This is a genomic window from Polynucleobacter sp. GWA2_45_21, from assembly GCF_001830325.1.
Classification (GTDB): domain Bacteria; phylum Pseudomonadota; class Gammaproteobacteria; order Burkholderiales; family Burkholderiaceae; genus Polynucleobacter.
In genome coordinates, this window is record NZ_MHZG01000001.1 from 324,511 (window position 1) to 335,761 (window position 11,251).

Below are 11,251 nucleotides of genomic sequence, written 5' to 3' on the forward strand. Positions count from 1 at the left end.
ATCGCACTCAGAATGGGTCAAATTTCATTGTAAAAGAAAATTCTGCGCCGTTCTAGGAAGATGAATTTCATGGGATTTACTGAGCTGGGCAGATCGGCGCAATAATTCCTCGGCCGATATCTTTAATAAATCCCCTTTGCAGGCAAAGAGAATTTGATTATCTGATACCCTAAAAAGAAACACCCGCATCAGCGAGTGTTTCTTTTGCAAACTGTACCGATCAGGACTTACTTAAGACTCACCTGCTTACCATCAACCCAAGTTGCCTTGACTTTGATATTACGAATTTCTGCAGGTGGTGTCTTGCGTGGATTCTTCTCCAATATCACCAAGTCAGCCTGCTTGCCGACTTCTAAGCTACCAACAATATTATCAGCAAAGATTTGATATGCGGCATCAATCGTAATCGCACGAATCGCATCATCAACAGAAACGGCCTGAGTTGGTCCAAGCACTTTCTGCGGAGGCAGTTGCCATAAACGTGTTACTTCTTCGCTCACATAGTTCAAAGGGCCAACATTGGAAACTGGCGAGTCACTATGCAGCGTAAATTTACCGCCTGCACGCTTAAAGTCTCCAGCCGGGTCAATACGCTCAGCACGCTCAGGCCCAATGATGTGGTTATTAAAGGCTGCGCCCCAGTAATCAACGTGGCCAATAGTAAAGCTTGGTATTACACCCAATTTGACAGCCTTATTAACGTGCTCTGGATGATTGACCGTGAAATGCTCAATACGCAGACGACGCTCTTGCGGCTTAGGATTCCCTGCCAATAATTTAGCGTAGCTATTTAAAGCCTGATCAATTGCTTTATCACCATTGGAGTGCGAAGAAATCTGCCATCCTTGATCAAAATACGACTTCATGGATGCATAAATATCTGCATCTTTAAAGTTGAGTGAACCACTCCATTTGCTATCTTTGGGATAGCTATATGGCTGATTGAGCGCGGCAGTTAAGCCTTGAGTAGACCCATCAGTAATGTATTTAACGCCAATGAAGCGCAACTTATCATCGCCATCATTGGGCTTAATGGCTTTATATCCAACAGGTAAGGTCTCGCTAAATAAGTATCCGCGCACCCGAATCGGTGGTGCATTCTTTGCAAAAATAGCTTTATAAATAGCCACTTCTTTATCAACACCAAAATTACCACCAACACTCATATCGGAGGCTGTTGTTACTCCAGTGGATGCCATTTTCTTCATGGTGCCCTCAATAGCAGCAAACAATTGCTCTTCTGTTGGGTTTGGCATTTTGGCCATAAATGGTAAATAAGTTGGTGGCTCCACTAGCTTGCCAGTGAGTTGACCCTTTGCATCTTTCACATAAATACCGCCGCCAGCTGGATTTGGGGTTTTGTTTGTAATACCGGCAAGTTCTAAAGCCTTGTGATTAACGTAGCCGATATGACCAGATTGATTGACGATAAAAATAGGAACTGTAGTGGATACCTTATCCAAATCATCAGCAGTGAGTTCTGCCATAAATGGCGTGGTACGTGATGGATCAACACCAAAACCAAATAACCAACCACCAGCAGGCACATTCTTTAGTCCTGCTTTCATTTTTTGAATTAAAGTTTCTTTAGTGTCATAAGGCAAGGTGAAGTTACTTAAATTCAATCCCAAGCCTTCAAAGACCGCAGTCACCATGATGTGCACGTGAGGCTCTACAAAGCCCGGCATCAGTGTTTGGCCTTGCAGATCAATGGCCTTAGTATTGCCAGCCTGCCACTCTTTGGTAACTGCGTCTTTAGTCCCGACTGCAACAATCTTGCCATTTTGGACAGCTAATGCTTGAACTTCTTCGTTCTTCGCATTAACGGTGACGATAGGGCCACCATAAAAAATAGTATCTGCATTGCCTTTAGCAAATGCAAATGCACAGTGAGCAATCAAAAGGGATGCGAGTAACTTGGGTGCGAATTTCATACTTATTTCCTAGATGTGAACGGCGATTATTTGAGGCTTATTTGAGACTTACTTAGAATTTGAAAGTTACTGCCACTTGAGGGCCTTGCATAGTGGTCTTTTGCAATACACCACCAGCTTTCATATCGTAATAGAGTGCGCGATAAGTTAACGAGGCATCAACCAAGCTGCCAAATGATTTTCCAACGCCGGCCATTACCTGCCATGTTAGGTTAGTAGTGCCACCGCCGCTACCAATATCAGCATACGCAGGGATGTACCAACTAGTGTCTGCAATGCGATAGCGGCCTTTTGCGCCCACTATAGGATCAACAGTAGATGTGGTCTTAGATGCGGTGCCATACCCATTGACATTCAAAGTTGCGGTTGCATAAATTGCACGTGCTCCGAGCATGGCATCTACATATGCATCTTTAGTATTGGCTACTGTATAGGTAGCAACGCCCGTTAAGATTGTTTGCTGAAGTGTAATCTTGTCGCCGACTGTGTCTCCAGTGTTTGGAATCGCACCAGTTTTTTGCAATGTTGCAGATACTACATCACCCATCACACCCCACTGACCCTTATGTGCCTCGGCTGAAATCATGCCGCCCGACTTGAGATTACTCACCACATCGTTAGATGTAAAGTCAGCGGATTTAGCCAACCCACTATCTAGGCCAAGAGTACCCTTAATCCCAGAAGCCCAAAGATAGGGTGTGATTTCAAAGCGCCACTCATTTGAGGCCTTGGGAATTGGAGATACTTCTTGGGCAAGAGCAAAACTTGAGGAAGCTAGTAGCGCGAAGATTCCAAAGAAAGCCTTAAAGAGGGAGTTTTTCATAAGGGGTGAGTAATTCAGAGTTAATTAGGAAGGCGATAAAAATGACAATCGTTATTTTAAATGGCTTTACCTATTTAAAGGCTTATTGGAAACCCCAATAATGTTGGTGACTCTGCAATTAAGCCTAGGCTCCGCTAAACTCATTTGAAACAACCATACATACCCCTAAAAGGATCAAAAATGAGCTTAATTGATAAATTGCAGTGGCGCTACGCGACTAAAAAGATGGATGCCACAAAGCTGGTTCCAGAAAGTAAGGTCGAGCAAATCCTCGAGGCTATCCGCCTGACTGCAAGCTCAAGCGGACTTCAGCCCTACGAAGTGATTGTTATTACCAATAAAGATATTCGCCGGAAGATTAGAGCAGCTGCTAATGATCAGTCTCAAGTCACTGATTGCTCCCATTTACTCGTTTTTGCTGCATGGGATAACTACACCGCAGATCGCATCAATGCCGCCTTTGATATGACTGAATCCATTCGTAACTTTACAAGCGAGTCAGGCACTGCATACCGCCAAATGCTCCTGAAAGCATATCCCGCTAGAGACGCTGAAACAAACTTCACCCACGCTGCTAAGCAGGCCTATATTGGCTTAGGCACAGCTTTAATTGCTGCCGCCTATGAACAGGTGGACTGCACTCCTATGGAAGGCTTTAATCCAAGCGCAGTGGATGACATTCTGGATCTGCCTGCCAAGGGCTTAAGAAGTGTGATCTTGCTTCCCTTGGGATATCGCAATGCCGATGAGGATTGGCTTGTCAAACTCAAAAAGGTACGGAGAGCAAAAGAGCAATTCATCTCTTGGATTAAATAAAGCAATATCAGCTTGCATTCAATCTAGATTAAATGCCCGGTCTTCACAAAGATCGTGCAACCTTCTTTACTAAAAGGTTGATGCAAGCTCATATGCGGGCTGCGAATCCATGAACCAGCTGGATAGCGTCCATGCTCATCCTCAAATACGCCATCGACTACAAAAATCTCTTCGCCACCATAATGCTTATGTGGGTTGAAGTAAGTTTGCGGCGCCCACCTGACTAATGTAGAGCCCGCACCCTGCCTCATCAGAGGCATTACGGTTAAACCAGGCACCATCCCCTGAAACCATGGCGCAGAGTGGGTATCGACAATCTCACGCTCAATCTGCTCAGGCCCCAGATGTCGTAACTTTACAAAAAGAGTGCAGCCTTTCTCACTAAAAGGCGCATGAGATGAGCCAGGAGGATTCATGATGTAGGTACCGGCTGGGTAGTTGCCAGTCTCATCACTAAGCACCCCCTCCAACACCAAGATCTCTTCTCCAAATTCATGGGTATGGACTGGAAATTTCGCCCCGGGTTCGTATCTAACGATTGAGGTAGCTTTCGCTACTTCATCACCCTGTCGATCAAGCATGCGTCTCTCAACACCCTTTGCAGGACTTGATGCCCAATTGAGATCATGATGATTCAGTACTACACGCTTACTGTAGTCAGAATGAATATCCATAAAATATTTTCAGTAATTAATGATTGGGTATAAGAATAACAATGGAACAGAATTGCTGCTCAAATGAGAAAAAACCACCCGAATGAACTGACCCACAACAGTTGGACAGTTTGATTGCTATTTTCTACCAGCTGCCTTCGGGCACATTTCTGGATTGGTAGAATCTTTTTGCCATTCTTTAAAACAAGCACCTTGATGGTCTAGAGTTAAAGGCGTAGCTTGATCCCAACGTCTAGCCACCACTAGCTTTTGTTGATTAATCCATAAGTTATTTTGTAGATTCGTTGAAAATAAAACTTGGTGCGCTATCTCTTTATTAGGCGCAATATTAGGAGGGTAGAAACCTTCCTCTGGCACCAATGAATACAAGGCACTGGCAGCAAATTCGCCAGACTCTTTTGGAAGATAGTTAGCTACAAGCGTATAGGCTTGAGAGTACTTTGCAATATCAAACCACATATACATGCCTCGATTGCTAGCTGCCGGCACCAATCCCTTAGGAATATTCACTTCACCGCCATACGCCTTGCCATCGTACATTGCTGGAATCAGGATAAGATTTGCCCTATTTAAAGCATAAACTTCCGTTAGCTCAGGAATGCGCACCTCATCATTGAGCATGACAGCGACTCTACCTAAGTCATTAGTACTGAATACAGGGAGATCATTCCCGGCCGTGGCCCACTTCTGCTCCTCAGCATTTAAATGTGATTTACGATACACGCCAACTTGCTTACCATTGAAGTCAAGCAGGATCGCAGTTTCATAGTACTTTCCATCCTTTGATTCTGGCATTGAAAATAAAAGATAAGTCTTATATTTTTTTGCAATATCAGCAGCCAATGATGCGCTCTTACCGTCAAGAGCCTCAGCATATTGAGAAATATTAGACTTATTTAGGGCTACTTTTCCCAAAAATGAATTGAATGGCAGAACTGCGATATTAAATCCATTGGGATTGGCATTAATCAAACCATCCACTTTTTTAGCATTGGCACTAACATCCCCATTGACCGGATCATATTGAACTAAAAGGGCTGCAATTTGATTCTGAGAGTTATTAGTCGCTGGATCATCCGGCGCTTTATATAAGTTATAGATGCCATACAGCTCGGGTCTGCGATTCTTTAACCAGAATTCTTTTTGATCACTCTTTTTAGCTGTATCAATTGTGGCGTATATGATCTGAGGATCTCGAGGCTTAGTCCAAGTGGATGCCTTTGAACTAGCGAGCTGTTTACCACTACTGCTCATAATAGAGGAGCCACCAACGAACTGATCAACAAATTGAATTTTTGGAATGCGGACTAAGCCAGCTTGATTTGTAGCAACAGTATTGATGCCAATCCAAGGTGACAACGTAGCAATATTTGCAATGGTTGAGTGATTTCCAATGCTTGCTTTTTCAAACTTAGGCATTGCATCGGAGCCAATTGGTATAGCCAATATATCCATTCCACGCAAACTGGGAAGCAATAGAGACTGTAGGCGGCTATCATCGAAACAAATCAGCATTCCTATCCTGCCAATCTCAGTGTCAAAGACGGGGAAGCCAAGATTTCCAGGTGTAGCCGCTTCAAAATCCCCAGGGGGTAATTGATTTTTACGGTATTTACCGATGTATCCCTTTGGCCCTATAAGAGCAGCTGCATTGTGAGTTAATCCGGTTACAGGATCATTTTCATATAAGCCAATCACAACATAGTTGTTATATTTCTTCGTAATCTTTTCCATCGCTGCAGTCGCTTTACCTGGAATCGTATCCGAGTCCTTTTTACTGGCGATAATCCAACCTGTTACAGCAACCTCTGGCAGAACAATTAACTTAGCACCATTCTGAGAGGCAGTCGTTACTTTCGTGACTATCCCATCGATATTGGCCTGTACATTCTGTTCAACAGGATTAAATTCGACGGCAGCAACCTTAATTTCTGCAGCATGAATCATGACTGGGAAGAAGGCTAAAAAAGTAATGAGGGATGCTGTAATTTTTTTCATGGGCTTGATGGGTTGGCTTGGCTTGGCTTGGCTTGGCTTAGCTTGGCTTGGCTTGGCTTGGCTTGGCTTCAAAAACTATATCAGATACTAGGGATATTCATTGCTACGTGCTATTTAAATAAAAGCCACCCGAAGGTGGCTTTCCAATAGAGATGAGTAACTACAGCACACACTTAAAACTTCAAGTTGTTAAAGAGGTAGTGCGGGAAGCATTTTCCCTGGATTAAGGATGTTGTTTGGATCAAATACTGCTTTGATTGCACGCATGTATTCAATCGCATCGGCACCATGCTCTTCAAGCATAAATTGTATTTTATGCATGCCTACCCCATGCTCACCTGTGCATGTCCCGCCAACACTAAGGGCATCTTGAACAATAAGTCGATTCAATCTCTCTGCTTCTTGAATATCCTCATTACGATTGGGATCAATGATGATCAAGGCATGAAAATTACCATCACCTACATGGCCTAGTATGGTGCTCTTTAAATAGGATTGATTGAGCATATCTCGAGCCCGATCAATGCAATACGCCAACTTGGAGATTGGCACACAAATATCAGTATTGAGGATGCGCGCTCCGGCTTGCATTTGTAAACAGGCGTAATAAGCATTGTGCCTAGCTTGCCACAGCCTGGTTCGATCCTCTGGATTTGCGGACCACTCAAAACCACTTCCATCGAATTCTGAACATATCGATTGAGTATTTTCAGCTTGCTCTTGCACGCCAAGCGGCGATCCATGAAACTCAAAAAATAGGGTTGGTCTCTCCTGCAGACTCAACTTGGCATAGCGGTTTATCGCCGTTATAGCAGTCTCATCCACTAGCTCAACACGCGCAATCGGAATGCCGTATTGAATAATGGCAATAACCGCTTGAACCGCAGCGCTCACTGATGGGAAAACACATGTTGCGGCAGAAATTCCCTCTGGCAAGGGGTAAAGCTTTAAGGTAATTTCTGTAATGATTCCGAGGGTACCTTCACTGCCAATAAAAAGCCGCGTTAGATCATATCCAGCAGATGATTTACGTGCACGAGAACCAACTCGAATGATAGCTCCAGCGGAAGTGACTACAGTTAAAGCGACGACATTCTCACGCATGGTGCCGTAGCGCACAGCATTAGTTCCAGAGGCGCGGGTGGCACACATTCCGCCAATACTGGCATCTGCCCCAGGGTCTACAGGAAAGAATAATCCCTGATCTTTGATTTCCTGATTGAGCTGCTTACGCAGCACTCCAGCCTGTACAGTCACTAGAAAATCATCGGGTGAAATTTCTAGAATGGCATTCATTTGACTTAGATCGAGACATATTCCACCATGAATCGGCAATACATGCCCTTCTAAGGATGACCCTGCACCATAAGCTACTACTGGCACATGATGTTCATTGCATAGCTTAACTACACAAGCCACTTCTTCATTGGTCTGGACAAATACTACGGCGTCTGGAGCCAATTCGGGATAAGGTGATTCGTCACGCCCGTGTTGATCTCGCACCGCCTTTGCCATGCTAAAGCGATCGCCCAGAAGGGCTTGTAATTCTGTAATTACTCCCAGAGGCAATAACATCCCAGGAACTCTCTTTCAATAGATTTATCTGTTCTATTGGATATTATCAGCGTTAAATTAGCTCTCACAAGCAAAAATATAAACATTGCTTCAATCAACCTTCAAATGACAAAACCCTCACCATTGCTGATGAGGGTTTGCATTTCTGGTGGGCCCACCAGGACTTGAACCTGGGACCAAAGGATTATGAGAGCAGAAACCCAAGATAGACCCTTATAAAAAGAGGCTCTGCGGGTGGTCAATGTCGGTGTGTAAGTAAATGTGTAAGCAAATTCGTGGATTTAAAAGAAGTGTGGAGTCACTCTTTGGTTTTCAAAACCAAAGGATTTTTGGAGCAACCATCTAGCACTTCGTTTCTCCAAAGTTCTTTTTTTGAAGATTGATAAGCGTTTCTTTAAGTAACGCTTAAGAGGTATGCTTCTTGGAGAGAAATCAAAATCCGTTGCCCCAATTTCTAAAAAATTACTGTCACATTGTGTTGAAGAGGTAGTCATGATGGCTCCTCGTATTATTCGACTTAACAGCTTCGGTACATCGCATGTTTATTAACTACGCTTTGAAAGTCGATTCAGAAAAATGAGTCCCAACACAGGGCCCGGCAGCAATAGCCAGGTGATGTATTGATTCATAAATGGTAAGACTACGATACTGATTTGAATTGAGATCATCGTTATCGTAAAGCCAATTGCATTTTGAATAGTAAGTGCAGTACCGACAATCTCGGGCGGGCATGCTTGTGCTGATAGCGCTGAAAATTGTGGCGAATCAGCGACGACACTCATTCCCCAACTGCCCCAAAAGAGAATTTGTGCCCATAACGGTAATCCAGAAATCCATGGATACAGTAGACAACAAATTCCCGATAGCGCCAAAGCTGTTGAGGCAACTTTCACTCCCCCAATAGATTTGCTAAGTTGCCCTCCAAGAAAGCAGCCAATTGCGCCAATCCCGATTACTGAGAATGCTAGCCCCGATAAATGAATCGGATTCTGAATTGAATAGGTGCTAGCAATCAGAAATGGCACAAGTGCCCAGAATGCATAGAGCTCCCACATGTGACCGAAATATCCCAAAGCAGATCGACGATATTCTGAAATTGCAAAGAGTTCACGAAAGCCGCTTAGTTTGATTCGTGAAGTACTGCCTAATTTGAGATGAGGGCCATCACCGAGCCAGAAAATCATTCCCATTGCAACCAGAGCGAAGAAGGAAGATAAAAGAATAACCTCTTGCCAAGGCCAATCGACACCGAAGTAACGGGTAGCATGCGGAATTGCTGTTCCCAGCGTTAGCATTCCAACCAATTGAGCAATGCGCGAGCTCGCCTTTTGGGGGTCCCAAGTCATGATGAGCTTCATACCAATTGGATAGATACCGGCCAAACAAATTCCAACTAAAAAGCGTAAGCAAGAACCTACCAAAATACTGTCAGCCCAGATAGCAAATGCAGCGTTAAATAATGCCCCAAGTAGAGCACATGCAGAAAAAATATGGCTGGGCTTGTACCGATCTGCCATCCCACTAAAGGCAAAGACCAAAGTACCTGCCACAAAACCGAGTTGCACAGCATTGGTAAGTATGCCTATGCCTGCAAGATTGGTGCTCCACGATTCTATTAAATTGTCAGCCACTCCATTGATAGAAAACCACAAAGAGGTACCCATCAACTCCGCAATTACAATCAATAGTGAGGCTAAATTAGGACTTATGGGTCGAGAAGTTGTCGTATTAGTCAATTGAGGATAAAAAAATTAGTGACAGTCGAAGCAACTTCATTATGTTACGACCTTAATCCCAAAACTAAAAAATATTTAACGATTTTTATTTAGGTTTTCAATATCACGCTATTGATCTTGAAGCCATTAAGGCATGCATTATTTGATCCAAACTAAAAATCATTTGAGGCCTAAATACTCTCCTCGACCCGACGAATATTGAGAACATGAGCATCAAGCATCGCTTGTAGCTGAAAGCGAATATTCGGCTCTTGAATTCTTGGAATTAATTTTTCTAGACGTCGTGCTACCCATGCCTGCCCTCGATTCAAAAAAAGCAAGCGTTCCTTGAGATCTTCAATGGAGATCGCTTTTTCATAAAATTCACCCGTGGCAGTTGATGGCGAAAAACCGAGTGATCCAATAATTCCGAGCAACATCTTGCACCAGCGCACTTCATCGTGTTGAATATCGGTGACTAACGGAGCTAATTCGTGACTCTTTATTTGATTGGCTGTTTCCAAGGTTACTCGAGCGCCAGCCCTTTCCGCCTCCAGCAATTCATTTAGGGCAGCAATCAGCTCATCGCCGCTAATTGGATTTAATGCTGATAAATCATGCATATGATGACCTCTTGTGAATGGGATGCTTATTTCCTAGCAATATCTCATGTATTTGTGACCATTCTAGGGCGATTTGCTCATACTGCATATGAAAACAGCCAAACTTACCAAAATTGGGAGAGTGTCATGGCTCGGGACAGAATCGACCAGGGAAAAGGGTTCTTGACTCTAGCTCTGGACTGTCGTTTAAAACGACACGAATTGATAATGATTTAATTCTCTTTTCTATCTGATTGCTTTTTCAATTAATCGATTAAGGCGAATTAATTGCTTAAAGTCCTCAACCACCGATGGCACCAAGTTTGAAGATGTGAATTTTGTGTCACTGAGTGTCTTTACAACTAAGAAGTTTTTGAGCATAAGCCAATCCATATCCGGATGGTTTGGATCAAAACCGCGTGGAGGGCGAGAGGCTACGTTCTCACGAGAAAAATTTGTCTTAAAGCGTGACTTGAAAGCTGGGTCAGCAAATAAGGCATGGAAAGGCCGAGCGTCTTTTGCTATCGCCTCCCTCATCTTTTTTAATTGGGGGCCAGATGGCATAAAGAGCCCACCGGCGACAACTACCCCCATGTATGGAGGGATATTGTGAAGAATGCCAAAGAATAAGTGTGGGTTTCTTTCAAAGCGAGACTCAGAAGGTTTCGCAATCGAAATAGATAACCAGCTTTTATAGCAGGTACTGCCACGCACAATCTTATTGGCATTCTTTTTAATCCTACCAATTCCTTTTGTAGGAAAGTGATAATCTGGAACGCTACTTTGTAACGAAGTCTTAAGTCGCTCCGCTAAATCAATAAAAGGCTGCCTTACGAGTGTTTCGTAGCTTTCTTGATTCTTATCGAGCCAAGTTGGATCTGTTTGTTTACCAGCCTCAGTCATGAAAGGAAGAGTCTGCTTTGAAAATTTAATACTCATAGCTTTTCCAATCTTGTATTGAATTAATCTAAATAAAACATGTTTCTCTTATTAGCATCATTCTACTTAAAGGGGGCAGGTAATACGTGGAAGACACCAACCAACACAGAAACAAAAAAACCACCCGAAGGTGGTTTATAGAATCTTGGTGGCCCGGGACTGAATCGAACCACCG

At 43.5% G+C, this 11,251-nt stretch carries 10 protein-coding genes; 1 reads left to right on the forward strand and 9 read right to left on the reverse strand.

Annotated features, from left to right (window positions below):
• Positions 1-227 precede the first annotated feature (227 nt).
• Positions 228-1,934, reverse strand: coding sequence for an amidohydrolase (locus tag A2X74_RS01690; RefSeq protein WP_293627773.1), 1,707 nt, complete (start codon positions 1,932-1,934; stop codon positions 228-230).
• A gap of 52 nt (positions 1,935-1,986) precedes the next feature.
• Positions 1,987-2,757, reverse strand: a complete 771-nt coding sequence (locus A2X74_RS01695; RefSeq protein WP_293627775.1) for a hypothetical protein — start codon at positions 2,755-2,757, stop codon at positions 1,987-1,989.
• Positions 2,758-2,937: 180 nt separating this feature from the next.
• Here A2X74_RS01695 and A2X74_RS01700 point away from each other — a divergent pair, with 180 nt between their 5' ends.
• Positions 2,938-3,573, forward strand: a complete 636-nt coding sequence (locus A2X74_RS01700; protein WP_293627777.1) for an NAD(P)H-dependent oxidoreductase — start codon at positions 2,938-2,940, stop codon at positions 3,571-3,573.
• Positions 3,574-3,596: 23 nt separating this feature from the next.
• Here A2X74_RS01700 and A2X74_RS01705 read toward each other — a convergent pair whose 3' ends face one another.
• The 7 genes from A2X74_RS01705 to A2X74_RS01735 all read right to left on the reverse strand — a co-directional run bounded on the left by A2X74_RS01705 (position 3,597) and on the right by A2X74_RS01735 (position 11,076).
• Positions 3,597-4,247, reverse strand: coding sequence for a cupin domain-containing protein (locus A2X74_RS01705; RefSeq protein ID WP_293627779.1), 651 nt, complete (start codon positions 4,245-4,247; stop codon positions 3,597-3,599).
• 117 nt (positions 4,248-4,364) lie between these two features.
• A complete protein-coding gene (locus tag A2X74_RS01710) occupies positions 4,365-6,317 on the reverse strand; it encodes a nitrilase-related carbon-nitrogen hydrolase (protein ID WP_293627781.1) in 1,953 nt (650 codons plus the stop codon).
• A 117-nt stretch (positions 6,318-6,434) separates the two neighbouring features.
• On the reverse strand, positions 6,435-7,820 hold the full coding sequence (locus A2X74_RS01715) for an FAD-linked oxidase C-terminal domain-containing protein (RefSeq protein WP_293627783.1): 1,386 nt from the start codon (positions 7,818-7,820) through the stop codon (positions 6,435-6,437).
• A 281-nt stretch (positions 7,821-8,101) separates the two neighbouring features.
• Positions 8,102-8,314 (reverse strand): hypothetical protein, encoded by a 213-nt coding sequence (locus A2X74_RS01720; RefSeq protein WP_293627785.1) that lies wholly within the window; start codon positions 8,312-8,314, stop codon positions 8,102-8,104.
• Positions 8,315-8,365: 51 nt separating this feature from the next.
• Positions 8,366-9,484 carry an MFS transporter gene (locus tag A2X74_RS01725; RefSeq protein WP_293627787.1) on the reverse strand — a complete coding sequence of 373 codons (1,119 nt, stop codon included), beginning with the start codon at positions 9,482-9,484 and terminating at the stop codon, positions 8,366-8,368.
• 242 nt (positions 9,485-9,726) lie between these two features.
• The gene (locus A2X74_RS01730; RefSeq protein ID WP_293627789.1) at positions 9,727-10,158 is read right to left on the reverse strand and encodes a DUF6306 domain-containing protein; all 432 of its coding nucleotides are present in this window, start codon (positions 10,156-10,158) and stop codon (positions 9,727-9,729) included.
• Positions 10,159-10,383: 225 nt separating this feature from the next.
• Positions 10,384-11,076, reverse strand: coding sequence for a DUF2461 family protein (locus tag A2X74_RS01735; RefSeq protein ID WP_215364062.1), 693 nt, complete (start codon positions 11,074-11,076; stop codon positions 10,384-10,386).
• Positions 11,077-11,251: the final 175 nt, after the last annotated feature.